At 68.0% G+C, this 24,441-nt stretch carries 22 protein-coding genes and 1 pseudogene; 12 read left to right on the top strand and 11 right to left on the bottom strand.

The window, feature by feature from the left end; all coding sequences use genetic code 11:
* Window positions 1-396 (top strand): annotated as a pseudogene (locus ABD912_RS17775) (hypothetical protein); the annotation flags it as partial.
* A 16-nt stretch (window positions 397-412) separates the two neighbouring features.
* Here the strand turns inward: ABD912_RS17775 and ABD912_RS17780 are convergent.
* Together ABD912_RS17780 and ABD912_RS17785 are read right to left on the bottom strand one after the other, a co-directional pair.
* Window positions 413-1,312, bottom strand: a complete 900-nt coding sequence (locus tag ABD912_RS17780) for a diacylglycerol/lipid kinase family protein (RefSeq protein ID WP_345152924.1) — start codon at window positions 1,310-1,312, stop codon at window positions 413-415.
* 86 nt (window positions 1,313-1,398) lie between these two features.
* Window positions 1,399-2,457, bottom strand: coding sequence for a YihY/virulence factor BrkB family protein (locus ABD912_RS17785; RefSeq protein WP_345152927.1), 1,059 nt, complete (start codon window positions 2,455-2,457; stop codon window positions 1,399-1,401).
* A 244-nt stretch (window positions 2,458-2,701) separates the two neighbouring features.
* On the opposite strand from ABD912_RS17785, the gene ABD912_RS17790 reads away from it, so the two are divergent.
* Window positions 2,702-3,784: a hypothetical protein gene (locus ABD912_RS17790; RefSeq protein ID WP_345152930.1), complete on the top strand. Its 1,083-nt coding sequence runs from the start codon at window positions 2,702-2,704 to the stop codon at window positions 3,782-3,784.
* 257 nt (window positions 3,785-4,041) lie between these two features.
* A complete protein-coding gene (gene treS / locus ABD912_RS17795; RefSeq protein ID WP_345152933.1) occupies window positions 4,042-6,300 on the top strand; it encodes a maltose alpha-D-glucosyltransferase in 2,259 nt (752 codons plus the stop codon).
* A gap of 22 nt (window positions 6,301-6,322) precedes the next feature.
* Here treS and ABD912_RS17800 read toward each other — a convergent pair whose 3' ends face one another.
* From ABD912_RS17800 to ABD912_RS17815, 4 genes are all read right to left on the bottom strand, one after another.
* The gene (locus tag ABD912_RS17800; RefSeq protein WP_345152935.1) at window positions 6,323-7,672 is read right to left on the bottom strand and encodes a permease prefix domain 1-containing protein; all 1,350 of its coding nucleotides are present in this window, start codon (window positions 7,670-7,672) and stop codon (window positions 6,323-6,325) included.
* On the bottom strand, window positions 7,672-8,034 hold the full coding sequence (locus ABD912_RS17805; protein WP_345152938.1) for a PadR family transcriptional regulator: 363 nt from the start codon (window positions 8,032-8,034) through the stop codon (window positions 7,672-7,674). The genes ABD912_RS17800 and ABD912_RS17805 overlap by 1 nt, the downstream gene beginning before the upstream one ends.
* 111 nt (window positions 8,035-8,145) lie before the next feature.
* On the bottom strand, window positions 8,146-8,904 hold the full coding sequence (locus ABD912_RS17810; RefSeq protein ID WP_345152940.1) for an SDR family NAD(P)-dependent oxidoreductase: 759 nt from the start codon (window positions 8,902-8,904) through the stop codon (window positions 8,146-8,148).
* 84 nt (window positions 8,905-8,988) lie between these two features.
* On the bottom strand, window positions 8,989-9,783 hold the full coding sequence (locus ABD912_RS17815) for an HpcH/HpaI aldolase family protein (RefSeq protein ID WP_345152942.1): 795 nt from the start codon (window positions 9,781-9,783) through the stop codon (window positions 8,989-8,991).
* Window positions 9,784-9,968: 185 nt separating this feature from the next.
* Between ABD912_RS17815 and ABD912_RS17820 the strand changes: the two genes are divergently transcribed.
* From ABD912_RS17820 to ABD912_RS17860, 9 genes are all read left to right on the top strand, one after another.
* Window positions 9,969-11,351: an LLM class flavin-dependent oxidoreductase gene (locus ABD912_RS17820; protein WP_345152945.1), complete on the top strand. Its 1,383-nt coding sequence runs from the start codon at window positions 9,969-9,971 to the stop codon at window positions 11,349-11,351.
* 9 nt (window positions 11,352-11,360) lie between these two features.
* Window positions 11,361-11,897, top strand: coding sequence for a flavin reductase family protein (locus ABD912_RS17825; RefSeq protein ID WP_345152947.1), 537 nt, complete (start codon window positions 11,361-11,363; stop codon window positions 11,895-11,897).
* A gap of 1 nt (window position 11,898) precedes the next feature.
* On the top strand, window positions 11,899-12,336 hold the full coding sequence (locus ABD912_RS17830; RefSeq protein WP_345152948.1) for an ester cyclase: 438 nt from the start codon (window positions 11,899-11,901) through the stop codon (window positions 12,334-12,336).
* Between the two features lies 1 nt (window position 12,337).
* Window positions 12,338-13,126 carry a 2-keto-4-pentenoate hydratase gene (locus tag ABD912_RS17835; protein ID WP_345152949.1) on the top strand — a complete coding sequence of 263 codons (789 nt, stop codon included), beginning with the start codon at window positions 12,338-12,340 and terminating at the stop codon, window positions 13,124-13,126.
* An 89-nt stretch (window positions 13,127-13,215) separates the two neighbouring features.
* The gene (locus tag ABD912_RS17840; RefSeq protein ID WP_345152950.1) at window positions 13,216-13,956 is read left to right on the top strand and encodes an IclR family transcriptional regulator; all 741 of its coding nucleotides are present in this window, start codon (window positions 13,216-13,218) and stop codon (window positions 13,954-13,956) included.
* A 77-nt stretch (window positions 13,957-14,033) separates the two neighbouring features.
* The gene (locus ABD912_RS17845) at window positions 14,034-15,503 is read left to right on the top strand and encodes an aldehyde dehydrogenase (NADP(+)) (RefSeq protein ID WP_345152952.1); all 1,470 of its coding nucleotides are present in this window, start codon (window positions 14,034-14,036) and stop codon (window positions 15,501-15,503) included.
* A gap of 30 nt (window positions 15,504-15,533) precedes the next feature.
* On the top strand, window positions 15,534-15,701 hold the full coding sequence (locus tag ABD912_RS17850) for a riboflavin kinase (RefSeq protein ID WP_345152953.1): 168 nt from the start codon (window positions 15,534-15,536) through the stop codon (window positions 15,699-15,701).
* 310 nt (window positions 15,702-16,011) lie between these two features.
* The gene (locus tag ABD912_RS17855; RefSeq protein ID WP_345152954.1) at window positions 16,012-17,523 is read left to right on the top strand and encodes an MFS transporter; all 1,512 of its coding nucleotides are present in this window, start codon (window positions 16,012-16,014) and stop codon (window positions 17,521-17,523) included.
* Window positions 17,524-17,702: 179 nt separating this feature from the next.
* Window positions 17,703-18,017 carry a CBU_0592 family membrane protein gene (locus ABD912_RS17860; RefSeq protein WP_345152955.1) on the top strand — a complete coding sequence of 105 codons (315 nt, stop codon included), beginning with the start codon at window positions 17,703-17,705 and terminating at the stop codon, window positions 18,015-18,017.
* On the opposite strand, the gene ABD912_RS17865 is transcribed toward ABD912_RS17860, so the two are convergent.
* From ABD912_RS17865 to ABD912_RS17885, 5 genes are read right to left on the bottom strand one after another with little or no spacing between them, the layout of a single operon-like run.
* The gene (locus ABD912_RS17865) at window positions 18,007-19,341 is read right to left on the bottom strand and encodes an MFS transporter (protein WP_345152957.1); all 1,335 of its coding nucleotides are present in this window, start codon (window positions 19,339-19,341) and stop codon (window positions 18,007-18,009) included. The two genes, ABD912_RS17860 and ABD912_RS17865, sit on opposite strands and share 11 nt — an antisense overlap.
* Complete coding sequence (gene nikE, locus ABD912_RS17870; RefSeq protein ID WP_345152958.1) at window positions 19,316-21,010, bottom strand: ABC transporter ATP-binding protein; 1,695 nt, start codon at window positions 21,008-21,010, stop codon at window positions 19,316-19,318. Before nikE ends, ABD912_RS17865 begins: the two co-directional genes overlap by 26 nt.
* Window positions 21,003-21,845, bottom strand: coding sequence for an ABC transporter permease (locus ABD912_RS17875; RefSeq protein WP_345152959.1), 843 nt, complete (start codon window positions 21,843-21,845; stop codon window positions 21,003-21,005). The genes nikE and ABD912_RS17875 overlap by 8 nt, the downstream gene beginning before the upstream one ends.
* A complete protein-coding gene (locus ABD912_RS17880) occupies window positions 21,838-22,779 on the bottom strand; it encodes an ABC transporter permease (RefSeq protein ID WP_345152960.1) in 942 nt (313 codons plus the stop codon). Before ABD912_RS17880 ends, ABD912_RS17875 begins: the two co-directional genes overlap by 8 nt.
* Before the next feature lie 43 nt (window positions 22,780-22,822).
* Entirely contained in the window at window positions 22,823-24,370 is a 1,548-nt protein-coding gene (locus ABD912_RS17885) for an ABC transporter substrate-binding protein (RefSeq protein ID WP_345152961.1), read from the bottom strand.
* Window positions 24,371-24,441: the final 71 nt, after the last annotated feature.

Consider the following 24,441-nt stretch of genomic DNA (forward strand, 5'->3'; position numbering starts at 1 on the left):
TCCAACGTCGAGGCCAACCTGCACGCCGACGACGTGCACATCGGACCCTCCGACTACGTCTCCTGGCTCGACGACCGCAAGTGGGCCTTCGTGCGCCTGGAGGGCCGCAACTTCGGCGACGCCCCCGTGTCCCTGGAATACAAGCTCGAGGTCTGGGACTCCCCCAACTCCGCCGGCGTGATCATCGACGCCGTCCGCGCGGCCAAGATCGCCCTGGACCGCGGCATCGGCGGACCCATCCTCTCCGCCTCCTCCTACTTCATGAAATCCCCGCCCGAGCAATACAACGACGACATCGCCAAGGAGAAGGTCGAAGCCTTCATCCGCGGCGACGACGGACCGTTTGAGGACGTGGGGGAACTGAGCACCTGGCACCGGTGGCCGGCCACCGTCTAGGAAAGGCCGGCTGCGCCTACCCGATCGTGGCCAAGGCCCGGGGAACGCTCCGGATGCGGACGGCGGTATTGGCGGAGACCGACTTCACCTCGCCGTCGATCTGGTACGGCATCGGGTCGAGGGTGGTGAATTCGTAGCGGCTGACGCTGGGCTGGTCTCCCAGGCCCTTCGTTGCGGCCCGCGCCGCGAGCAGCAGGATCCGCCACTTGGACATGTGCGGGAAGAGGATGACCTCGAACTTCCCGTCGCGGGGCTGCTCGTCGGCCTCACTGAGCGTGGCGTACTTCGCCATCTCGGGGATGTTCGCGAAGATCAGGCTGTCGAGCTTGCGGCGCTTCCCGCCTTCATGCTTGATTTCAAAGGGCTCGAACTTGGAGAAGGTCCGCACCACGGTGAGCATTTCCTTCATCGAGCCCTTGCTGCCCTTTTCCAGGTCGACCGCGACCACGGGGGTCAGGCCGAAGCCGATGTACGAGTGCGCATAAGCGCCGCCGGATTCTTCCCCGGCACCCGTATCGATCCGCAACAGGTCGATATGGCGTACACGGCCCTCGGCGATGGCCTCCTCCAGGGGCTTGGTGCCCACCGTGCGCCGGTGGTCGTTGGCGTTCCCGGCGGCCATGACGGCGCAGACGGCGTCGCTATTGCCGCTCTGCATGACCCCGTTGACCACCTCGTTGTACCCGCCGTCGCCACTGACCGACACGACCAGGACGCGGCCGCCGCCCGACGCCGCCTCCCGGGCCAAGTCGACGGCGTGCCCCGCATGTTCGGTGGGCTGCAGCCTGATCTCCACCGGATAGGAAAGGAGTTCGGCCAGCCGGCCCTTCAGTTGCTCCGCGAGTTCGGGCGCGTCGCCCGTGCTGTTCGGGTTGAAAATGATGACGATCGATTCGAACCTGCGTGCAGCTTCCATGTCGTGATCCTACGGTCTCTCGGGCGCGGGCGGGTCCACCACGCGTCGGGGCGCAGGGGATTGAGGGAAAGCCCCGGGACGTCGGGCTAGGAGTTTTGGTCGTACTCTTCGCGCAGCCTGCGCCCTTCCTCGATATCCTGCTGCTCCTTGTCGTTTTTCTTGTCGCTGGCCTTGGTGTCGCGGGGAGGCAGCTGCAGGTTTTCCTCGGCCTCGATCCCGCCCTGGAGCTGCCGCCCCCGTTCCATTTCGGCGTCGAACTCGGCGCCGAAGAGGAGCGAGATGTTCGCGATCCAGATCCACAGCAGCAACACGATCATGCCGCCGATGGTTCCGTAGGTCTTGTTGTAGTTACCGAAGTTGGAGACGTAGAAGAAGAACCCCAGGGTGGCCACCGCCAGCACGACGATGGCGATGACGGCCCCGAGGCTTATCCACCTGAATTTCGGCTGCCGCACGTTGGGAGTGGCGTAGTACAGCACGGCGATCAGGAGGATGGCGAGGACCAGCAGGAGGGGCCACTTGGCGATGTTCCACACCACCAAGGCGGTTTCACCCAAGCCCACCACATCTCCGATGGCCTGGGCCAGCGGGCCGGAAACGACCAGCAGGACTGCCATGACCAGCGCAACCAGGAGCAGGGTGATGGTGACCGCGAGCATGATGGGGCGCAGTTTGTAGAAGGGCCTGCCCTCCTCGATCTCGTAGATCCGGTTCATGGCCCGGCCAAACGCTCCCACGTATCCCGAGGCGGACCAGATGGCGCCCGCGAGGCCGATGACGAACGTGAAGCCGGCCGCGGGAGACGAGGCCAGCTGCTGGATCGGCGGCCGCAGCGTCTCGACGACTTCCGTACTGGCGATGCGTTCGATGACCTGCAGCAGGAGCTGCGTGGTCTGCTCGGCCTGGCCAATGATGCCGAGCAAGGACATCAGGGCCAGAAGCGCCGGGAACAGCGAGAGGACGCCAAAGAAGGTCAGCGCGGCCGCCAGGTCCGTGCAGTAGTCGTTGGAGAATTCGCGGAAGGTCCGCCTAAAAATGTACTTCCACGACGGTTTGTCGATCTGGGTGGGCGCCTCGGGTTTCTGGGCGTCGTCGGGTTCGGGGGTGGTTTGTGTGTCTCGGGAAAAAGAATCACTGCTGGGCATCGGAGCCTCCCAGGGTCGCTCTTGATGGTTCGCGGGGCAACCGACGGTCGTCCCGCGCTTGCTGCCACGATTCTCGGCCCAGCCTAGCCGGGCGAGGGGCCCGCGGCGAGCGCCGTCCTGTTCGGCCTTTGCGCGCGTTGGGCAGGCCCGCCCGCGCCCTGCCCAACGCCCGGAGCCGTGCATAGTGTGGATGGGGGTGCAGATCGATGGCGGGGCCGTGAGGAGGCCCGGGAGGAGGAAAGACGTGGTCGAGGACGATGGCCCGCGTGCCCTGCTCGTGGGCATCCTGGCCGATCCGGGGCTGCCCGAGGCGACCGCCAGGTCGATCGCCGGCGGATTGGCCGGCGAATTGCGGCGCCTGGTCGATCCCGACTGCCGCTGGGACGTCGAGGCGGTGCAGGGAGCCCTGCCCCTGACGGAGGAGGGGTACATCCCCTTGCTCGAGCAGGCCGCGAAACTGAGGACGGAGAACCGGTGGGACTACGTGGTGTACCTGACGGATCTGCCCCGCTCGCATAACGGCAAGGTCATGGTCTCCGAGTCCAGCCTGGAAGGGCAGGCGGTCCTGGTTTCCATGCCGGCGCTCGGGGCGTGGCGGGTGGCCGCCGCAACCCAAGAGCTCTTGCTGGCCGCGCTCGGGTCCCTGCACGCGGGCACCAGGCACTCCCCGCCACCGGGCAAGACGCCCCTGCGCGCGCCGAAGGTCCAACACCAGCAAGAGCCGGGGAACGTTTCCTACGTGGTCCTCTCCGGTGGGCTGGGCCGGTTCCGCCTGCTGGCGGGAATGGTCCGCAACAACAGGCCGGGCAGGCTGCTTTCCGCCCTGTCCACGTGCATGGCCACGGCGGCCGCGACCGGCGCCTTCGGCATCTTCTACACCACCATGTGGAACATGGCCGACGTGCTGCCCCTGTGGCGGCTGGCTTTGATCAGCCTCGTGGCGGTCGGCGCGCTCGGTGCGTGGCTCATCGTGCACAACGGATTGTGGAGCCGAAGCCAAGGGCCGGAAGCCTCGGCCCGGGCGAGCCTGGACAACTCCGCCACGGTCGTGACCGTGGTACTAAGCGTTGGGCTGATGTACGTAGTCCTGTTCCTGGTGTTGCTGCTCGGGTCGCTGGCGGTCATCGACGCCGGCTACCTGGAAGCGGAGGTCGGGCACCCGGTGGATCTGCTGCTCTATGCGCGCCTGTCCTGGCTGGCGGCCTCGCTGGGGACCGTGGCAGGGGCCCTGGGCTCCAACTTCGACAGCGACGAAGCCATCCGCGAGGCGACCTACAGCAGGCGGGACCGCCAGCGCCGCCGCTTGAGCGATTCCATGGACGACTGAACCCCGAACGGCTGGACCCGGCGGACGAAACCGGGGAAGGCTGCGCTCCTGGCCGGGGCATTGATTCGCCAATGTCTCTGCTTGCACCGCATGTGCCGCACGTGATCATCTTGAGGGGCGCGCCGGAGTCACGGACTTCGGCAGCGCGTCCGTCCCCGCGGTCCGTAAAGGACGGGGCGGGTTATCTGGGGTTGTAAAAGAGCTATCTCGGGTTGTAATAGAGGAACCAGCTGGACACGGCAAGAGGGGAATCCACCATGACCGACCTGACCGGATCCGAGAATCTGGACGAGCAGCCAGAGGATGCCGCCGAGTCGCCGGACTCCGAGCCAGCTCCCTCGCATGCCCTGGACATCACCTTCGACGAGCAGTTCTACCCGGCCCGGCCGCGGCCCCTTCGGCCAACGGCCCGCCGCAGGGAACACATCGCGGGTCAGCCGCCGTTCCAGGCGGATGGACGCAACAAGGTCTACATCGAATGGCTGCGCAACCAATCGATGCTCGGCGATGCCGATGTCCTGGCCCGCCAACTCTCCGGCCAGGCCAGCATGTGGCAGAACCCGTACGCCTTCCCGAACCCGCGGGCGGCGGTGGAAAAAGCGTCGGTCTGGTTCACCGCCTACCCCTTGTCCTTCATCACGAAGCCCGAACAGTCCTTCCTGGCGGCGCTGGGGGATCGGGGCATGTGGGAAGCGTTCCAGCGCATCGGAATCAAGGCCATCCACACGGGCCCCGTGAAGCGGGCCGGCGGGCTGGACGGATGGAAGCACACGCCCAGCATCGACGGCCACTTCGACCGCATCAGCATGGCAATCGACCCCTCCTTCGGCACCGTCGAGGAGTTCAGGGCGATGTGCGAGGCCGCGCAGGCGCACGGCGGCACCATCATCGACGACATCGTCCCGGGCCACACCGGCAAGGGCGCGGATTTCCGGCTAGCGGAAATGAACTACCGCGACTATCCGGGGATCTACCACATGATCGACATCCCCGAAGCCGACTGGCACCTCCTGCCCGACGTCCCCGAAGGCGAAGACTCGGTCAACATCGACGCCCGGACCGAAAGCGCCTTGCAGGAGGCCGGATACATCATCGGACAGCTGCAGCGGGTCATCTTCTACGAGCCCGGCGTCAAGGAAACCAACTGGAGCGCGACCCGGCCCGTCTATGACACCACCGGCATGCTGCGCAGGTGGGTCTACCTGCACTATTTCAAGTCCGGCCAGCCCTCGATCAACTGGCTCGACCCGACCTTCGCCGGAATACGCCTTGTCATGGGCGACGCCCTGCACTCCCTGGTCGACCTGGGGACCGGTGCCCTCCGACTGGACGCCAATGGTTTCCTGGGCGTGGAGAAGAGCGCCGAGGAAAGCCCCGCGTGGTCCGAAGGCCACCCCCTCTCTGAGGCGGCCAATCAGCTGTTGGGCGGCATGGTCCGAAAGGTCGGCGGCTTCACGTTCCAGGAACTGAATCTGAGCATCGACGACATCAGGGCCACCTCGGAAAGAGGTCCGGACCTGTCCTACGACTTCGTGACCCGGCCCGCCTACCACCATGCGCTGGTGACGGCGGACACCCACTTCCTCCGGCTGACCCTGCGCCTGGCCATGGATGCCGGAGTGGACCAAGCATCGCTCGTCCACGCCCTGCAGAATCACGATGAACTCACCTATGAGCTCGTCCACTTCACGACGAAGCACAGGGACGATGTCTTCGAGCTGGGCGGGCTTTCCATGACCGGGCTGGAGGTCGCGGACAAGATCCAGAACGACCTGAGGAAGGGCATCACCGGGCAGGCGGCGCCTTACAACCTCCTGTTCACCACCAACGGCATCGCCTGCACCACGGCGAGCGTGATCACCGCCGTCCTCGGCATCAAGGACCTGCCGGCGATCACCGCCGAGCAGAAGCGGCAGGTTCGCGACGTCCATCTGCTGCTGGCCATGTACAACGCCCTGCAGCCCGGAGTCTTTGCCCTTTCCGGATGGGATCTCTGCGGAGTGCTGCCGCTTGAACGGGACCAGGTTTCGGAACTGGTCGGGAAGGGCGACACGCGCTGGATCAACCGCGGCCGCCACGACCTTATGGGAAATGCGACCGCGGGAGAGTCGGCGGACGCGGCGCTTCCCAAGGGCCAGAACCTCTATGCAACGCTGCCCGAGCAGCTGATGGACGAGCATTCCTTCGCCTCCCAGCTTGCCCGCATCCTCAAGGTGAGGGAGGATCTGGGCATCGCCAGAAGCGAGCTCATCGACGTCCCTGACGTTTCCCACCGCGGACTGCTTGTTATGGTCCATCGCCTTCCCTCGGGGCAGCTGCAAATCACCGTCCTCAACTTCTCGCCGGAAGACGTCGCCGGCTCCGTCAACTCGCCCCTGATTCCCAACGACGAGGCCATCACGGATGCCTTCAGCGGCGAAAAGATCGGCACCGTTGACGACCTGCACAGCTTTTACATCTCCCTGCCGCCCTTCACCGGAACGGCCCTGCTGGTGGGCTCCGTCGAAGGCGGCTGAGTGGACCGTCCGGCGTGCCGCCCTAGATGAAGCCGAAGACCGGCGGGAAGACCACGACGACGGCGGCGGCCCAGGCGCCGTAGACCGGCAGGTAGCGTGTCTGCCAGCGCTCGACGGCGGCGAAGGGGCGGCGCCCGCGCACGAACCCCACGGTCAGCCAGGCGGCCCGGACGAGGTGCACCAGCAGCAGCAGGTTCAGGCCCAGCGCCGCGATCTTGTTGGGGCTGAAGCCGAACTCGGCGATCCGGGTCAGCATGGCGGTCAGCATCACCGCGTCGACCGCGAGGGCCGCGCCGACGAGGACCAGCTGCAGCACGTCGAACAGCCCGGGAGGCGCGAGCGAGTCGCGGGCTGAAATCGAGTAGAGCAGCAGGCACAGGACCAGCACCAGGATGGCGTCCATGAGGATCAGCAGGCCCCGGTCGACGTCGATCAGGCCGCCCGAGGCCGCCAGCACGGCCAGAAGGGAGACGAGCATCAGGATCGTCAGGGGCGTGAAGACGCGCGTGAGAACGGGGGCGATGTTTTCGACGACGTTCTGCTTGGCCTCGACGAGCCAGGCGGCGACGACGAGCGCCCCGGGGACGGCAAAGGGCAGGATCCAGTCCTCCAGCACCGGTTCCAGGTCGATTCCGACGGCCTGGAGCGCCCCGAACGTCAGCCCGACCAGGACGGCCCCGCCCAGGGCCAGGAGCGTGTAGTAGATCGCGAGCTCGCCGGTGAACCGGACGAAGTCCATGCGGCGGCTGTCGGAGCGCCACCTGCCTCCGGCGTAGGCCACCCCGACCACCAGCCACAGGACAACCGGTGCGTGCAGGGCGGCGAGCAGCTCGGTGGAGCCGCCGGGGACGAACGGGTAGGCGTTGAGCACCACCGCCAGCGCGGCGAAGGGGACGAGCAGCGCAGCCCCCACGCGCGCGGTGAGCCTGCGCTTCCAGGCGAAGTACGCGGCAAGGAACGGGAAAACGAGCAGGCCGGCGTTGCGCGCCAGCGCCCCGTCCCCGCCCATCCAGGCCAGGCCGGCCTTGACCGCCACGCCCGCCCCCACGGCGAGCGCGAGGACCACCGCGAGTTCGCGCCAGGACGGCGCGCCGCCGCCGTCGGGCTCCTCCGGCACGAGCACGAGCTGCTTCCACAGCCGGTCGGAGTGCTCGCGGGCGAACTCGCGCGAGACGGCGTCGAGGTTGCCGATGCGCTTGATTGCGACGAGGAAGGCCTCCTCCTCGTCGAGCCCGGTCGCCCGGCGGTCGGCGATCTGTTCGCGCAGGTGGTCCTCCAGCTCGTCCAAATCGGCGGGGGAGATCGCCTGGTGCCGCTGGAGGTATCCGCGCCACCGGCCGATCTGGGTCTCCAGCTCCGTGGACAGCTCCATCACGCCCACCCCTCGGCCGCGGCGGCAGGGCGGGGCACGGCCTGCCACACCTGCTTCAGCGCATCGGCAACGACGGTCCACTGTTCCTGCCGGTCGGCGAGGGCCTTCCGGCCCGCCGGCGTGATCGCGTAGTGCTTGCGCCGGCGTCCGGCCTCGGACGTGCCCCACGAGGAGGACACGTAGCCGAGCCGCTCCAGCCGGTGCAGCAGCGGGTAGAGCATTCCGTCGGTCCATTGCATGCCGCCGCCGGACAGTTCGCTCACGCGCTTGATGATCGCGTAGCCGTACAGGTCGCCCTCCACCAGGATCCCCAGCACCAGGGGGGTGGCCGAAGCGGCGACCAGGTCCTTGTCGATGCGCATCGCGCCTCCCATACCTAGATCTCCAAGGCATCGAACCATAGCGGTTCTAGGTATGGCAAGACGGCGCGCGGCCAGCCGGGGCCGGAGCGCATTTCGGAAGGGGAGTGGGGCCTACCGGGGAAGCGGGAGTTTGACGGTCCTGCCGCCGTCCACCACCAGCGTTTCGCCGGTCATGAACCGGGACTGGTCGCTGGCGAGGAACACTGCCACGTCCCCGATATCCGCGCCCTGGCCCACGCGGCCGACGGGGTGCAGGCGGTTCAGGGAGCGCCGGGCCTCCCCCGGATCCCCGAAGGATTCCAGGTACGCCTCGCTCAAGTCGGAGGCGATCCATCCCGGAGCGATCGCGTTGCAGCGGATGCCGTCCGCCCCCAGGTCGACCGCCAAGGCGCGGGTCATGCCGTGCAGGCCGGCCTTGGTGGCGCTGTAGGCGGTGTGGTCGGGGTTGGCCCCGATGCCTTCGATGGAACCGATGTTGATGATGCTGGCGCCTGGCCGTTGGCGCAGGTGGGGGAGGGCGGCCTGGCACAGGAAAAGCGGCGCCCGCAGGTTGGTGGCGGTCATCAGGTTCCATTCGGCCTCGGTGATCTCCGAGACGCTGCGTTCGAACATGATGCCCGCGTTGTTCACGAGGATGTCCAGCCCGCCCCAGTGGCGCGCGACCCGCTCAACGATCCGGGCGAAGTTCGAAACGTTCGCCAGGTCGGCGGGCACGCCCATCACGCGGGGGTCCTCCCGCAAATCCTGGTCCACTGCGCTGCGCTGCACGATCGCAACGCGGGCTCCCTCTTCCAGGAAGCGCTCGACGATTCCGCGCCCGATCCCACGCCCGCCGCCGGTAACGAGGGCAATCTTGTTCTCCAGATTCATAAGTCCGCACCGTAGATAAGTCGTATTGGGAAAAGGAACCGCCGGTGGTTCCCCTTTCCCGGGGAACCGCCGGCGGGGCCATGGCTACGCGTTCACGCCTGCCCGCTCGAAGTCGGCCAGGACGCCCCGGGTGGCCGTGGAGAGCAGAGAGTAGTCCGAGGTGATGGGCATGAAGCTGTAGCCCCAGCCGATCGGCCCCAGGGAAAGGTCGATGGAACCGGTGTAGATGCCGGCGGCAACTCCGGCGTCGGCGCACCTTTGGGCGACATCCCGGAGGATCCCGTCCGGATCGCTGACGAGAAGGGCATCGAAGTCGACGCCGAGGCTCAGGGAGAGGTCGTAGGGTCCGATGAAAATGCCATCGGGCTCGGCGGCCAGGATGGCGTCGAGGTTCTCGTAGCCGGTCCGCGTCTCCACCATCAGGATGGCCAGCGGATCGTCCGCCCGCACGCCGGGGACCGTCTTCGCGTACCGGGGGGAGCGCCGGGTGGGCCCGTAGCTGCGGTTGCCGCGGGGTGCGAAGCGGCAGGCCGAAACGAGCCGGGCCGCCGTCTCCCCGTCCTCGACCGTGGGGAAGATGATCCCCTGGGCGCCGGAATCGATCACCCGTCCCGCCCAGCCGGCGTCGTGCCCGGGGACGCGAACGATGGCCGGGACGCCGAAGACGTTGGCCGCGTCAACCATTCCGAGCAGGTCGGACAGTTCGGCCTGCCCGTGCTGTCCGTCGATGCCGATCCAGTCGGGTCCCTCGGCGCAGATGAGCTCAATGGAGGCCGCTTCCGGCAGGCCGATCCATACTCCCCGGCGCCCGCGTTCCACAAGGTCGAGGGACGGCGCCTTGAGCGGGCTGGGCCTGCTCGTCTCTCCATGAATCTTCACGGTTATCTTCCTTTCTTGCGGGATGTAGCCGCCGCCGAACCCCCGAGCATCTTGGCCAGGCGAATCACGACTGGTCAGCTACCCCTCCGAGCGGGGTCCTTGACGATGTGGCGTGTACCACCCTAACCTAGTGACCACTAGATAGATATACCGTTCACCTAGTGAACACGGGGCAAGGAAGTGGCATGACGAAGCAAATGAAGGTGTTCGCGTTCGATTTCAGTGGACCGGCGCACCTTTCCGCCGGCCTGTGGAGGCACGAGAACGACGGCTCGGCGCAGTACAAGGACCTGCGCCGGTGGGTTGAGTACGCGCAGCTGCTGGAGCGTGCGGGCTTCGACGGCATCTTTTTTGCCGACAACGACGGATACCACGACAAGTACCACGGCAGCGTCGACGGAGCCCTGCGCGATGCGGCGCAGATCCCGGCGAACGATCCGGCCTACCTGATTCCCGCCATGGCCGCCGCCACCCGCCACCTCGGCTTCGGCGTCACTTCCTCGACCGCGTACGACCTCCCGTATTCGCTGGCCCGGAAGTTCGCGACCCTTGACCACCTCACCGAGGGCCGCATCGGGTGGAACGTCGTCACCTCCTACTCCGACAGCGCCGCCCGCAACCGGGGGAAGTCGCTGACCGCACACGACGACCGCTACGAGATCGCCGAGGAGTTCATCGACGTCGCCCTCAAGCTTTGGGAAGCCTCTTGGGACGACGACGCCGTCGTCCGCGACAAGGAAACCTGCACCTACGTCGATCCGGCCCGCGTCCACGAGATCCACCACGAGGGCAAGCACTTTTCCGTCCCGGGCATCTTCCTCTGCGAGCCGTCCCCCCAGCGCACCCCGGTGATCTTCCAGGCCGGCGGATCCCCCCGCGGGGTCGAGCTGGCAGCAAAGACCGCCGAGGCGGTTTTCATGAACTCCGCCACCAAGGCCGGGCTCAAGAAGCAGATCGACGCGCTGCGCGCCAAGGCCGTCGAGGTCGGACGCGACCCGTCCCACATCGCCGTGCTGCAGATGATCACGGTCATCAGCGCTCCCACCGACGAGGAGGCGCAGGCGAAGTACCAGGAGTACCTGGGGCACGTGAACTACGACGGCGCCATGGCCCGCTACAGCGGCTGGACCGGCCTCGACATGGCCCAGTTCGACCCCGACCAGCCCTTCGAGGACGTGGAGACCAACGCCGGCCAGACCATGGTCAACTTCTTCACCAAGATCGACCCCCAAAAGCGCTGGACCCCGCGCGACATCGCCGAGTTCAACGGCGTCGGCGGAACCTCGCCGGTGATCGTCGGGGGACCGGAGACCGTGGCCAACGAGCTCGTCTCCTGGATCGAGGAGACCGGCGTCGACGGCTTCAACATCGCGCACGCACTGAAGTTCCGCGACATCGAGGACTTCGCCCGCTACGTCGCTCCCGAGCTGCAGGCCCGTGGTGTCATGCGCAGCAGCTACGAGGGCAACACCTTGCGTGAAAACCTGTTCGGCGCCGGCCAGCCGCGACTGGCCGCCGACCACCCGGGCGCTGCCTACCACCAGTCCCTCGCTTCTCAGGCAAAGTAAGGAAACCCAATGTCCGTCATCGTTACCTCGGATTCCCAGGACATCGATCCGGCGCTGCAGCGCCAGGTCTTTGGTGCCCTGCCCACGGGAGTCACCGCGATCACCGGCCTGACCTCCGAGGGCACCCCGCGTGGCTTCGTGGTCGGAACGTTCCAGTCCCTGTCCCTCGACCCGCCGCTGGTGACCTTCTGCGTCGACAAGTCCTCCAGCACGTGGCCGACGCTGCGTTCCCTCGGCCGGTTCACCGCCAACATCCTCTCCACCGAACAGCTGCCGGTCTGCCGGGCCCTGTCCCGTAAGGGCGACGAGAAGTTCCAGGGAGTGGAGTACGAGGAGAGCCCCATCGGCACGCCCCGCATTGCCGGCGCCACCGCGTGGATCGACTGCGAGGTCCTCTCCGAGGTCGTCGCAGGCGACCACTACATGATCGTGGGCGCCATCGAGGAACTCGTCCCCGGCGAAGGGGAAGCGCTGATGTTCCGCGGCGGCAAGTTCGGTGAGTTCACCCTCTGGCCGACGCCCGCTCCGACCGGAGAGGCCAAGTGAAATGACGAACATGCTTGAGCGCGTCACGGACGCGTGGACCAAGGCCTGGGGCGAGGGCGACACCGCTGCCTTTGAGCAGCTGGTGGCCCCCGACTACGTGCGGGAGTCCAAGTCGGGCCAGGAAGGACTGACCGAGGTCGTGCGGCAGATCGAGGAGTCCCACCGGGCCTTCAGCGACTTCGACGTCCGCGTGCTGCGGGCCATCGAGAATGACGACCTCGTGGCGATCCACTGGGAGAGCACGGGCCGGCACACGGGCGACTTCATGGGGGTTCCCCCCACCGGCCGGGAGGTCACGGTGAGCGGCGCGTCGTTCATCAGCCACCACGACGGCGTCATCACCGCTGAAGCCGTTGTCTGGGACCCCCGCGAAATGCTTTCATCCATCAGCATCTGGCACCTCGGTGACCAGCGCTCCAAGCGCCGAAAGGCCGACTGACATGCCCATCAACATCATTGAAACCGCCTCCCGGATCCTGGACGCGAAGTCGACGCGAAACCCGGTCGACGTCCTGATCAGGGACGAGGACGCCCCCACCGTCGCCGACGCCTTCCGCGTCCAGCAGGAGGTCGTTCGCCGCCAGGTGGCCGCGGGCGACAGCATCGCGGGGTTCAAGCTGGGAAACATCGCCAAGGCGATGCAGGCGAAGTTCGGCGTCGACGAGCCCGATTACGGGTACCTCCTCGCCAGCCAGTTCTATCCCGAGAACCTCCCCATCTCCGCGGACGAGTTCATCGAACCGTACGTGGAACTCGAGCCGGCGTTTGTGCTCAAGCGCGAGGTCGGCGGCCCGCACGTCACGGCCACGGACATCATCGCCGCCACGGACTTCGTGGTGCCGGCGCTGGAGATCATCGACTCCCGCGTGCGCGACTGGAAGATCGGCATCTTCGACACCCTGGCCGACAGCGGATCCACCGGCGGCGTCATCCTCGGCGGCCAGCCGCGGCGTCTGAGCGAGGTGAACCTCTCCGACACTCCCGGGGTCATCACCTTCGACGACGAGGTGGTCGCCGAGGGGAACACCTCGGCCATCTATGGCAGCCCGGTCTCCGCCCTTGCGTGGCTGTGCAGGCGCATCGCCGAATACGACATCACGTTGCCGGCGGGACAGCTCATCCTTCCCGGCAGCTGCCTGGCGGCGGCCAAGATGCTCCCCGGCACGCGCATCACCGGCCGCTTCGAAGGGTGGGGAGAAGTCAGCTTCGACTACAACGCTGGGCACTAGGCTGAGTAGACCACTACTCGAAAGGCCTTGAGCGGAACATGAGCAGCAGGCAGGAACCACCCCAGAAGGGAACAGCAGCCAATCGATCGGTGACGCGAGCGGTCCAGGTACTGCGCGCGCTGGCGGCCTCGGGAACCCCCCTGACGGTCACCGACATCGCCAGGAAGATCGACCTTCCCCGAGCCACGACTTTCCGCCTCCTGATGACCCTGGAGGAGGAAGGGATCGTCGATCGCCAGGACACGCTGTACTCCCTGGGATGGGACCTCGCCCGCATCGCCCAGTCCGTCAACCCGGCGGTCGGCCTGGTCCCGCGCATCAAGGATGAGCTGGATGCGCTTGCCGACGACCTCGGCGAGACCGTGACCTTCAGTCTCAGGCACGGGCTCTACGAATTGGACCTGGTGCTGCAGTCCTCGCCCCGCCTGCTCGGGATGACCATGTCGGAGATGCACGGCATGCGGTGGCCCCACCACGCCTCCGCCACCGGGAAGATCCTGCTCGCCGAGCTCACCCCGGACCAGGTTCGGCTCGCGACCAGGGAACGCCTCGAGGCCCTGACCGAGTTCACGATCACGGACTACGAGGATCTGGCTCGCGAGCTGAAGGCCGTGCGCGAGCGGGGCTGGGCCAGCACGGTGGAGGAGCTTGAGGAAGGCATCCTCGCCTTCGCTGCCCCGGTGCGGGACTCCGTGGGCGCGCTGGTCGGCGCCGTGTCCGTGGTGGGTCCCCGGCGCCGCCTGGAAACCAAAGAACAGCAGGGCGAGCTGCCGGCTCGCCTGATCGCCGCTGCAGAACGAGTGCAGCAACGCATGAACCCTTCGGGCTAGGAGCATCGCCTGGCCCATCCGGTGAGGCTTCCTCGGGGTTCATGTCCGTGAATCATTCTGAAGGGAAAATTACCGAGATGACGACCACTCCCATCGACGTGCAGGAAACGTCGGCCGAGCGCACCGAGGAAATCCTCGCCGCGGCCGCCGCGGCCCATGCCACGTGGTCAAACACCTCGCCGGCAGCTCGCGCCGGCATCCTGGACCGCGTCGCCGACGCGCTGGAAGAAGCGGCGGACCGCCTCGTGGCGGTCGCGGCCGAGGAGACGCACCTGCCCGAGGGGCGGCTGCGCGGCGAACTCAAGCGCACCTCCTTCCAGCTGCGGCTGTTCGGCGACGTCCTGCGCGAGGGCGGATACCTCGACGCGCGCATCGACCACGCCGATCCCGAGTGGCCCATGGGCGCCCCGCGTCCGGACCTCCGCCGGTCCCTGCGGCCGATCGGCCCCGTCGCGGTGTTCGCGGCGAGCAACTTCCCGTTCGCCTTCTCCGTGCTCGGCGGCGACACCGCCTCCGCGCTCGCCGCCGGAAACGCCGTCGTCGTCAAGGCCCACGAGGGGCACCTCCGCCTGTCCGCGCTGACGGCGCAGGTGGCGCAGGAAGCGCTCGAATCCGCGGGAATGGACGCGAACCTGATCAACGTCGTGTTCGGCCGCGCCGCCGGAACGGCGGTCCTGCAGGACGGCAGGATCAAGGCCGCCGGATTCACCGGATCCATTCCGGGTGGCCGGGCACTCATGGACCTGGCGAACAGCCGTCCGGACCCCATCCCGTTCTACGGGGAGCTGGGAAGCAACAACCCGGTGTTTGTCACCCGCGACGCCGCCCAGGCGCGCGGGGAGGAAATCGTCACAGGCTTCCTTGAGTCCATCACCCTCGGCTCGGGACAGTTCTGCACCAAGCCGGGCATGATCTTCGTTCCCCAGGGGTCCGGCATGCTCAAGGCCCTTCAGCACGCAACGCTGCCCTCCGTGGGACCCATGCTGAACGCCAGGATCCAGGCAGGATTCGACCACGTCCTGGGCTCCCTGAGCGCGGCGGACGGGGTTCGCGTCCTCAACACCGTCCCGGCCGAAGCGGGTTCCCCCGCCCCCGTCCTTCTGTCCGCGAGCGTGGAGCAGCTGCTGGCCGACCCGCGGACGCTGGAGGAGGAGTGCTTCGGTCCGGCGGCCTTCGTCATCGAGTACCAGGGCGAAGAGCAGCTCGTCGAGGTGGCGAAGACGTTCGAAGGCCAGCTCACGGCGACCCTGCAGGCCGAGCGGGGAAGCCAGGTGCAGGACCTCGTTGCGGTGCTGGTGGAGAAGGCCGGACGGCTGCTGTGGAACCAGTGGCCCACCGGAGTTTCGGTCACCTTTGCCCAGCAGCACGGCGGGCCGTACCCGGCCACGACGGTGCCCGGATCGACCTCCGTGGGAACGGCCGCAATCGCGCGGTTCCTCCGTCCCGTGGCGTTCCAGAACTTCCCGCAGCATTTGCTCCCCGCCGAGCTGCAGGACGGCAACCCGCTCGATGCTCCGCGCCGGGTCAACGGCGTTCTCGCTCCCTGAGACGAAGCGCCACGAGCATGAGGAAGACCAATGATTGACATCCTTCACGGCATCGTCGAGCACGGCGATGCCCGGGGGCGCGAGCCGGGTTTCCCGACGACGAACCTGCCGATCCGCGGGAAGTTTGGCCTCGACGGAATCTGGACGGCCTGCGCCGGGGTCGAAGGCCTGGGCGGGTATGCGGCGACCGATGCCTGAGGCTTCCCCGGCTGGGCCTTGTGCCGGCATGACTGTCGCAGCGGAACAAAGGCGGCACGTTCCGCCCATCTGGGCCCTGCAACGGGTTTCCACGGCGGTCGATCACGAAGGGGTCGAGGCGAACCCTCGGCACTCGCCACTCATCGCACGCCGCACCGGCCTGAACCCTAGGCTCGTGCGCCAGTGCATCATCCATCTCCAAAACGCGCGTCGCGCGGCTTCGCTCTAGCAAGAACGGACGCCTCGAGCGTCCCGCTGGCGGTGTGCCCCCACCGGCCACGCTTGCCGTGAACAGGAAAGAGGGACAGCGATGTCCGAACAACCCAGAAAAGAACGCCCAGCGCTTCCCAAGACCACCCGCCGCCTGCGGATGGACGACTGCATCATCGTGGACCAGCGGGAACTGCGCAAGGCACAGATCGGTGCTGGTGTCGGCAACTTCATCGAGTGGTACGACATCGGCATCTACGGCTATCTGGCCCTCACCATGACTTCCGTCTTCACGGAAGGCATGGACCAGCGCACGGGCCTGCTGGTCACGCTGCTCGGCTTTGCCGTCTCCTTCATCGTTCGGCCCCTCGGCGGCATGATCCTGGGCCCCCTGGGGGACAGGATCGGCCGCCGCAAGGTGCTCTTCTTCACCATGGCGCTTATGGCCACGGCCACGACCATCATCGGGCTGCTCCCGACGGCCTCCCAGGTGGGCCTGTGGGTGATCGTGCCTTTGTATCTGCTGAAGATGCTCCAGGGGTTCTCCACGGGTGGCGAGTACTCGGGGGCGGCAACGTACGTCGCCGAGTTCTCTCCCGACCGTCATCGAGGGTTCTGGACGGCGCTGCTGAACACCGGTTCGCAGCTGGGATTCGCGGCGGGCGCCGCCGTGGTTGCCGTGACCACCATGGTCACGACCTCCCTGTGGGGCGAGTCGGCGATGCTCGACGGCGGCTGGCGGATCCCGTTCCTGCTGGCCCTTCCGCTGGGCCTCCTCGCGATCTCGCTCCGCAGCCGCATCCCGGAGTCCCCGAGTTTCGAACTGGCGCAGGAGAAGGCGGAGGGCGACGACGTCAATCCCCTCTTCGTCCGGCAAAACCTGCCGAACATCCTCCGGCTGTACTGGCCGCAGATCCTCGTCGGCATCGCGCTGATTGCCGCCGACGGGACGTCGTCCTACACGCTGACCAGCTACATGCCCACCTATCTGGAAACCCAGTTGAGCGTGGCCACGGTGCACACGGCGGTGGCCACGGTCGTGATCCTCCTCCTCCAGGCGCTTCTGGTGCCGCTCGTGGCGCGGTGGTCGGACCGGATCGGACGCCGCCCCATCTACGCCATTGCCGCGGTCGGCAACCTCATCCTGCTTCTGCCGGCCTTCGCGCTGATGCACGTGGGCACCCTGTGGGCGCTGTACCTGGCCCTGTTCATGGTCTCGCTCCCCAGCGCCTTCTTCCTTGCGCTGACGGGTTGTGCCATGTCGGAGCTGTTCCCCACGGCCTCGCGCTACGGCGGCGTCGGCTTCACCCACAACATCGCCATCTCGATCTTCGGTGGAACCACGCCCCTGGTGAGCCAGCTGCTGGTCGAGTACACCGGCAACTCCTATGCGCCGGCCATCTACGTCATGTTCTTCTCCGCGGTGGCCGTCTTCGCCACGATCAAGATGCGCGAATCCGGCGGACGTCCCCTGCTGGGGTCCGTGCCGGTGGTGAGCAGCCGGGAAGAAGCGGCCGAGCTTGTCTACGGCCAAGACACGAATGAGCGCATCGATACATCAACGATGCTCCTGGTGGCCCGACCGTCGGTGGAAGAGGACGCCAAGGTCTGAGGCAGGCCCGCCACCCAATAAAAACTACGCCTCCAGGGACCCGCTTGCGGGGCACTGAGGCAACTGCCGTCGTCGCAGGTGGCCGGAAACCGCCTCCCCCAATGAGCCTGCGACCCGCAGCACGCCACCCGGCGGGCTGCGGGCCGCAGGCGCGGCGCATGAGAGAAGGAGAATTCCCCATGGATCAATTGGCCGAAATCTGCGGCTGGGTTGGAGCAGTGTCGGTACTTGCCGGCTACGCCCTCTTCTCCCTGGGATGGATCCCGAACGGGTACCTCTTCCAAATGGCCAACTGGGTCGGGTCCACCGCCCTGGGCTTCCACGCGTACCACATCGAATCCTGGCCCTCCGTGACCATCAACATCTGCTGGTCGATCATCTCCGCGGTAGCCATGCTCCGCCTGTACCTGCGCCGCCGCTCGGCGGAGACGGAAGACTCGGCTGATTCGAAGGACGTAGCGGGGGAGCCCTCCGCTGAACGCCTTACCCGTTAGCGCGTCCAGGGGTCCTTCCGGACAGACTCGGGGTGGCGGAGGTGTCCGTGGGCCTGCTGGTGCGGTGGCTCCGCAGCACCGCCGGCAGCGCCGCGGCGGCCAGCACGGCGAGCAGGACCAGCGGCACCCATGGGGTGCCGGGCCACCAGTGGTGCCGATCGGTCAGGTCCAGCAGCCAGCCCAGCAGGGCGTTGCCCACCAGCACGGCGATGCCGCCGCAGGTGGCCGCCAATCCGAAGTAGGCGCCCCGCCCCGGGGCCGGCCCTTCAGTCGGGACGAATGCCGGGATCAGGGACAGGATGGTGGGCGTGAGGAGCATGCGGCCCAGGATCAATACCGCCACGGTGACCGCCAGCGGCACCAGTGAAGTGCCCGAAGAACCGGCGTGCACTGAGGTCGTGGCGGCAACGGCAAACGCGGCGGCGAGCAGCACGAAGCCGGCAGACAGGGTACGCCCGGGACCCAGGCGCTGGGCCACCGCCGCGGCCGGCAGTTGCAAGAGCAGGGTCAGGGCCGAAGCCAGCAGGAAGAGGGCGCCCAGCCAGGCGCCGTCCAGGCCCCGCCGGCCCAATTCGACCGGGACCGCGAAGTAGAGCTGGTTGTAGGCCAGCATGTTCACGCCGGCGAGCACGCAGAACATCACGAAGCGCCGGTCACCCAGGCATGCGAGGGCGGGGCGGGCGCCGGTGCGCCCGGGGTTCTCCGCCTCCGCCTGCGGGGCCTTTCCGCGGGCCGCCGCGGCGGGGAGGCGGTACCAGAGCAGGATCGTGACGGCGGTGAAGACCGCGATTCCCGCCGCCAGCGCGGCGTCGAAGCCCCACCCCAGCAGGGCCGAACCCAGCACCGGGCCCAGCACGGCGCCGATCTCTCCGGTGATCGCCAGCCAGACGAACACCGAGCGTTTGCCCTTCTTTCCGCAGGCCGGTTCGCCGTCGTCGACCGGCCGGTCGGCCTGGGAGAGCTGGGACTCCAGGGCGGGCGAGAACAGGGCGCCTCCGGCGCCGGTGAGGACCGCGCCGAGGAGGAACAGGGTGAAGTCGGAGGCCGCCGCCAAGGTGGCGTAGCCGAGGATGCGGACCAGGCACCCGGTGAGGATCGCCCGGCGGGAACCCCACCGGTCGGCCAGCAGGCCGCCGGCCAGGAACATCCCCTGTTGGCTGAAGGTACGTGCCCCGAGCACCAGGCCGATCGCGGCGGCATCCATCCCGTAGTCCGTGCCCATGGCCCCGGCCAGGAAGGGGACCACGGCGTAGAAGCCGAGGTTGAAAACCAGTTGGGCACCCAGGAGGGTGCGCGTTTCAGGCCGGTAGTGGCGGAACGGCATCGATGAGCTCCTGGGTCCCGGAGGCGGACGGATCACTGGCCGGGCGGTGGCCCGCCGTCGCGCCCCGCCGGTGGGGGAGCGATGCTGCCGCCAGTTCCTTGCTGTGCTGGTGCTGCGGATTCGTGAAGAACTCCTCGGTTTCCGCCAGTTCCACCAGCGCGCCTTCAAAGAGGACGGCGACCCGGTGGCTCATGTAGCGGATGACGTTCATGTCGTGGGAGATCATGACCAGGGACATCCGGTGCTCGTTCTGCAGGCGCAGCAGCAGGTCCAGGACCTTGCGTTGGGTGACCGCGTCCAGGGCGGAGGTGGCCTCGTCGCAGATCAGCACCGCGGGTTCCAGCAGGAGCGCGCGGGCAATCGTGAGCCTTTGCAGCTGGCCTCCGGAGCATTGGCCGGGGTACCTGTCCAGCAGCCCCGGGCCCAGTTCCACTTCCTGCAGGACGTGGCGGATGCGGCTTTCGCGGTCCTCCGGCGTGAGATCACGCCGCCGCAGCAGGGGGGCTTCCAGGCTGGTGCGCAGCTTCATGCGCGGGTCGAAGGCGTCGTGCGGCTCCTGGAAGACCAGCTGCACGTCGGTGCCCGCCGTGCCGGCGGAACCGTCCCCCGTGTACCGGGTGACGCTGCCGCTGTCCGGGGACTCGAGGCCGACGGCGAGCCGGGCCAGGGTGCTCTTCCCGGAGCCCGATTGGCCCAGGACGCCGAGGATCTCGCCTTCCCGGACGGTGAGCGAGACCTGCTCCAGGGCCGGACGCCGGCCACGCTTGGCCGGGGCGAAGCGTTTCGTGGCGCCCCCGAAGGCCAGGACGGTGCGCTCCCGGCCGGCGGGGACGGACTTCGGCCCGGGAACCAGGGCGGATGCCGCCAGGAGCTGCCGGGTGCAGTCGCTTTGTGGAGAGCCCAGGACGGTCGCGGCCGGTCCGGACTCCTTGACCTGTCCTGCCTCCATGACCACGACGCGGTCGGCGAACGCGGCGACGGTGGCCAGGTCGTGCGTGATGTAGAGGACGCCCAGTCCGCGTTGCCGCCGCTGCCCGTCGATCAGTTCCAGGATCTGGCGCTCAAGGACCTTGTCGAGGGCCGAGGTCGGCTCGTCGGCCAGCAGCAGCTCGGGCTGGCCGGCCAAGGCGACCGCCAGCATGGCCCGCTGGGCCATGCCCCCGGAGAGCTGGTGGGGGTAGGCCTTGGCGCAGTGGTCCGGGTCCGGGAGGCCGACCTCCGCCAGCAGGTCGACCGCCCGCGCCCTGGCCTCCCTGCCCCGCAGGCCGGCGTGGAGCCTGAGCGGTTCCAGCAGGTGGCTGGCGATGGTCCGCCGGGGGTTGAACATCCGTTTGGGCTGCTGGAAGAGCATGCCGATCCTGCCGCCGCGCACGCGGTTGAGCTCCGCCTCGCCGGCCGTCCTGAGGTCCGTCCCGCCGAGCCGGATCGTCCCGGACCCGAGGCGCAGGTTGGGGGGCAGCAGGCCCAGCACGGACAGCGCCGTCAGCGTCTTGCCGCTTCCGGAGGCGCCGACCAGGGCCACGAATTCGCCCGGGGCGACGGTGAGGTCGACGCCGGCGAGGAGGGGGTGGGAGGCGGCGTCGCCCAAGCCCGCCTTTTTGCGGGCAGGGGCGGCCGAAGGTGACCCTCCGCTGAGATTCAGTTGTTCGATGGCCAGGCCGTCAGGCATTCTGCGCCTCCCGTGCAGGCGCTGCCGGCATCACGGGGCTCCCGGTCCTGCGTGCCAGATGCTGGCCGATGAGGGTGACGCACAGGGCGACGGCGAAGATGGCCAGGCCGGGGGCGAGGATCGTCAGTGGCGAGCGCAGGGCGAAGGGCTGCGCCGCGGCCAGCATGGAGCCCCAGTCCGACTGCGGCGGCTGGACCCCAAGCCCAAGGTAGGAGAGCGCCCCGACGCTGATCAGCAGCTGCCCGAACCGGAGGGTGGCTTGGGCCAGCATCGGCCCGGCGAGGTGCGGCAGGATGTGCCGCAGGACGATGAACCGGGGCGTGCATCCGACCACGCGGGCGGCCTCGATGAATCCGCGGGCCGAGACGTCGTAGGCCATCGCCCGGGCCAACCGGGCGAAGGGCGTCCAGCCGGTCACGGTCAGGGCCAGCAGCAGGGACGGGTAGCCGCTTCCCATCATGGCGACCAGGAACAGGGCCAGCACCATCTCCGGCAGCGCAAGGAAAACGTCGTTGGTCCGGGTGAAAAATTCGTCGAGCCAGCCCCGGCGGCGGGCGCTGGCCACGCCGATCGCGGTTCCGATCACCCCGGTGAGCACCGTGGCCAGGGCCGCGATCGTGAGGGAGAACCGCCCTCCCTCGAGCAGCCGGCTGAGGGTATCCCGGCCCAGGTGGTCGGTGCCCAGCCAGTGGGCTCCGCTGGCCGGGGAGAGCCTGGCGGTAAGGTCCTGCGCGGCGGGGGGATAGGGGGTGATCCAGGGGGAGAGAGCCACGGCGAGCACGATCAGGGCCAGGATCGCTGCCGCAACGAGCACGTGGACCGGCCGGTTACGCATGGTGCCCCCTGAGCCGGGGGTTCAGGACCCTGTGGACCAGGTCGGCCGCCGTCGTCAGCACGACGGCGAGCCCCACCACCACGACGACGCCTCCCTGGGCCAGGGGGATGTCGCTGTTGAGGACCGCGTCGTAGAGCAGCCGGCCCATGCCGGGGATCGCGAAGATGACCTCCACGATGACCGATCCGCCCAGCAGCCCGGCGAACCACACCGCCACCAGGGTCGTCAGGGGCAGCATCCCGTTGGGGAGCACGTGCTTCAGCACCGTTTGCCGGTAGCCCAGCCCGCGGCTGCGGGCCGCAACAACGTGCTCGGCCCCCAGTGCGTCGAGCACCCCCTCGCGCACCGCCGAGGTGAAGTGGCTTATCGGCCGCAGCGCGAGCACGGTGACGGGCAGGACCGCGGAGGCTGGGCCCTCCCACCCCGCGGACGGCAGCACTGACAGTTTCAGGGCGAAGACCAGCACGAGCATCGGCGCGAGCCAATATTCCGGGATCGCGATGAAGGCCTGCGTCACCGTGGTGATGGCGCGGTCGGCAAGGCGTCCCTCCCGCAGGGCGGCGACCGTCCCGAGGACGATGGAGACCAGGGCCGCGGCGGCGAGGGTCGCAACGACCATGCTGAGGGTGATCCACAGGGCGGGCAGTACCTGCTCGACGACGGGGGTGCGGCTGGTGTAGGACAGGCCCATGTCGCCGCTGCCGAAGCGGCCCAGCCACCGCAGGTACTGCATCCACAGCGGATCGCCGATCCCCAACTGGAGCGTCAGGGCCTGCACGGTGGATTCGTCCACGACCTCGCCGGAGACCCGGGAGCGGATGATCTTCCGGGCGGGATCGCCGGGGGTGACGTACGGGATGAGGAAGACCAGGAAAGACGCCAAAAGGACGGAGACCCCCAGGGTCGCCGTCCTCTTGGCAAGAAACCGCATCATGGCCGTCTCTGCCCGCGGGAAGCGCTGGTGCTGCCGTGCATGGTCACGAGCCGGACTTGGTCGTTTCCGCGCGGAGCACGTACCGGGCCAGCGGGTCCTGCACGTGGGATCCCAGATCGGTGCGGACGGCGTCGATGGCCTGTTCGTTGACCAGCCAGATGTTCACGGCCTGGTCCTGGAGGATCTGCCCCGCCTCCGCGTACAGCCGGTACCGCTCCTCGGCGTCGGCGGTCTTGGCCGCCTGGGTGATGAGCTCGTCGTAGTCCTCGTCGCAGAAGTGGCTGAGGTTGTACCCGCCGTCGCAGGTGTAGTCCGCGGTCAGGAAGCCGATGGGGTCGGCGATGTCGATGAGGCGGTTGCGCTGGCTGAGCACCATGTCGTAGTTGCCCGCCAGCAGGTCCGGCTCCACCGCGGCGTACTCCGTGGTCCGGATCTTCACCGGAACGCCCACCGCCTTCAGGTTTTCCTGGATGACGGTGGCGACGTCGGCGAACTCCGCGCGTTCGACGATCGCGACGATCTCCAGGGGGCGCTCGGCGGTGTATCCAGCGGTGGCGAGCAGCTTGCGGGCCGACTCCACGTCCTGCTTCGGGGTCTGCGCGCCCTCGATCGCCCACGGCTCGGACGGGGCGAAGGGACCGCTGGCGGCCACGGCGGCGCCTTCGTAGACGCTGCCGGCCAAGGCATCCAGGTCCAGCGCCGCACGGATGGCCTGGCGGAATTCGACGTCGTCGAACGGCGCCTTGCCGTTGTTCATGTACAGGGTCGCGGTCCGCGGCGAATCGGCCTTGAGGACCTTTACGTTCTTATCGGCCTCAAGCGTGGACAGGCTGGAGACGGGGATGGACAGGGAAACGTCGGCTTCGCCGGTCTGGACCTGCGCGGCGCGGGTGGCGCCGTCCGTGATGAAACGGACCTCGGCCCCGGCAAGCTGCACCTGCCCGCCCCAGTAGTCCTCGTTGCGCTCCAGGGCCAGGGACTGCTTGGGCTTCTCCGAGACGGCGGTGAAGGGTCCCGTGCAGTGCCCGAAGGGATCGACGGTTTTGCCGTCGAAGGCGGCCGCGGCCAGCACGCCGGTGTTGACGCTGGCCAGGCGGTAGGGAACCAGCGGGCTTTCGGTCGGGGTGGTGATCCGGACCGTGTGCTCGTCGATGGCCTTGACGCCGCTGACGACGGTCGGGTTGAAGGCCCGGGCCGGGACCTCCGCCTCAAGCACGTGCTCCAGCGAAGTCACGACCGCGTCGGCGGTCAGGTCGGTGCCGTCCTGGAACGTCACGCCGTCGCGGAGGGTGAAGTCCCACTCGAGGTCGGAGACCTGTTCCCATTCGGTGGCCAGCGAGGGCACGATCTTCCCCGCGGCCTCGTCGTAGCGCGTCAGCGTCTCGAGGCATCCGGACAGGGACAGGATGTAGGCGGCGTCGCTTTCCAGGGCCCAGTCGGCCACCGGGGCGCGGAAGTTGTCCACCACGATCCGCTGGTTGAGGTCGGCCGCCTGCTCGCTTTCTCCTTCCGAGCCGGAGAAGCCGCAGCCCGTCAATGCGAGGAGGGCGACGAATCCCAGGGCCGCCGAGGACCGCAGCAGAGCGCGCACAAAACCACCTAAGTTCGATTTCCGCGGTTGGGGTGTCCGCGACGAGAAGCGAATGGCCACTAAGGCCGCAG

The organism is Arthrobacter ginkgonis, from assembly GCF_039540195.1.
GTDB lineage: Bacteria > Actinomycetota > Actinomycetes > Actinomycetales > Micrococcaceae > Zafaria > Zafaria ginkgonis.

Excerpts from the sequence above, each read along its gene's own strand:
- ABD912_RS17855 (WP_345152954.1), top strand. The coding sequence starts at position 16,012 with ATGTCCGAACAACCCAGAAAAGAACGCCCAGCGCTTCCCAAGACCACC.
- ABD912_RS17850 (WP_345152953.1), top strand. The coding sequence starts at position 15,534 with ATGATTGACATCCTTCACGGCATCGTCGAGCACGGCGATGCCCGGGGG.
- ABD912_RS17810 (WP_345152940.1), bottom strand. The coding sequence starts at position 8,904 with ATGAATCTGGAGAACAAGATTGCCCTCGTTACCGGCGGCGGGCGTGGG.
- ABD912_RS17865 (WP_345152957.1), bottom strand. The coding sequence starts at position 19,341 with ATGCCGTTCCGCCACTACCGGCCTGAAACGCGCACCCTCCTGGGTGCC.
- ABD912_RS17875 (WP_345152959.1), bottom strand. The coding sequence starts at position 21,845 with ATGCGTAACCGGCCGGTCCACGTGCTCGTTGCGGCAGCGATCCTGGCC.
- ABD912_RS17785 (WP_345152927.1), bottom strand. The coding sequence starts at position 2,457 with ATGCCCAGCAGTGATTCTTTTTCCCGAGACACACAAACCACCCCCGAA.
- treS (WP_345152933.1), top strand. The coding sequence starts at position 4,042 with ATGACCGACCTGACCGGATCCGAGAATCTGGACGAGCAGCCAGAGGAT.
- ABD912_RS17860 (WP_345152955.1), top strand. The coding sequence starts at position 17,703 with ATGGATCAATTGGCCGAAATCTGCGGCTGGGTTGGAGCAGTGTCGGTA.
- nikE (WP_345152958.1), bottom strand. The coding sequence starts at position 21,010 with ATGCCTGACGGCCTGGCCATCGAACAACTGAATCTCAGCGGAGGGTCA.
- ABD912_RS17780 (WP_345152924.1), bottom strand. The coding sequence starts at position 1,312 with ATGGAAGCTGCACGCAGGTTCGAATCGATCGTCATCATTTTCAACCCG.
- ABD912_RS17820 (WP_345152945.1), top strand. The coding sequence starts at position 9,969 with ATGACGAAGCAAATGAAGGTGTTCGCGTTCGATTTCAGTGGACCGGCG.
- ABD912_RS17830 (WP_345152948.1), top strand. The coding sequence starts at position 11,899 with ATGACGAACATGCTTGAGCGCGTCACGGACGCGTGGACCAAGGCCTGG.
- ABD912_RS17845 (WP_345152952.1), top strand. The coding sequence starts at position 14,034 with ATGACGACCACTCCCATCGACGTGCAGGAAACGTCGGCCGAGCGCACC.
- ABD912_RS17800 (WP_345152935.1), bottom strand. The coding sequence starts at position 7,672 with ATGGAGCTGTCCACGGAGCTGGAGACCCAGATCGGCCGGTGGCGCGGA.
- ABD912_RS17835 (WP_345152949.1), top strand. The coding sequence starts at position 12,338 with ATGCCCATCAACATCATTGAAACCGCCTCCCGGATCCTGGACGCGAAG.
- ABD912_RS17825 (WP_345152947.1), top strand. The coding sequence starts at position 11,361 with ATGTCCGTCATCGTTACCTCGGATTCCCAGGACATCGATCCGGCGCTG.
- ABD912_RS17880 (WP_345152960.1), bottom strand. The coding sequence starts at position 22,779 with ATGATGCGGTTTCTTGCCAAGAGGACGGCGACCCTGGGGGTCTCCGTC.
- ABD912_RS17805 (WP_345152938.1), bottom strand. The coding sequence starts at position 8,034 with ATGCGCATCGACAAGGACCTGGTCGCCGCTTCGGCCACCCCCCTGGTG.